Annotated in this window: 1 pseudogene; it reads left to right on the top strand. The window is 76.8% G+C overall.

The window, feature by feature from the left end:
* Nucleotides 1-569: pseudogene (locus P1P70_RS45565) on the top strand (ATP-dependent helicase HrpB); the annotation flags it as partial.

A 569-nucleotide genomic window follows, 5' to 3' on the forward strand; every position in this document is an offset into this window, starting at 1 on the left:
TTTCTGCCTTTCTCGTGGGCTCGTGGATGTGTATAAGGGCCAGGTCTACCGGTGCTGGGCGGAGGCCGAGGACGCCCGTCTGCCGCGCTTCCCCGCGCCGGAGATCAAGGTGGCCGACCTGACGGCGTTCGCGTTGCAGGCGGCCTGCTGGGGCGATCCGGAGGCCGCCGGGCTCGCGCTGCTGGACCCGCCGCCGAGCGGGGCGATGGCGGCGGCGCGGGGTGTCCTCTCGGCGATCGGCGCGGTCTCCCCCACGGGGCACGCCACGGATCGGGGTGTCCGTATGTCGCGGCTCGGCCTCCACCCCCGGCTGGCCCGGGCCCTCCTCGACGCGACGCCGCTGGTGGGCGCCGAGCTCGCGGCGGAGGTCGTCGCGCTGCTGAGCGAGGAGCCGCCGCGGGAGTACGGCGACGACCTGGCCGCCGCGTTGCGGAGCGCCCGGCGCGGGGGCGACGCCTACGCGGCCCGCTGGCGCACCGAGGTCCGGCGTCTGCGGGCCGCATCACCGCCCGCGTCCGCGGCACGGCCCCCTTCCCGGAAACCCACCCCTGACTCCCCGCCCGACGAAC

This window comes from Streptomyces sp. MB09-02B, assembly GCF_033794485.1.
Classification (GTDB): Bacteria; Actinomycetota; Actinomycetes; order Streptomycetales; family Streptomycetaceae; genus Streptomyces.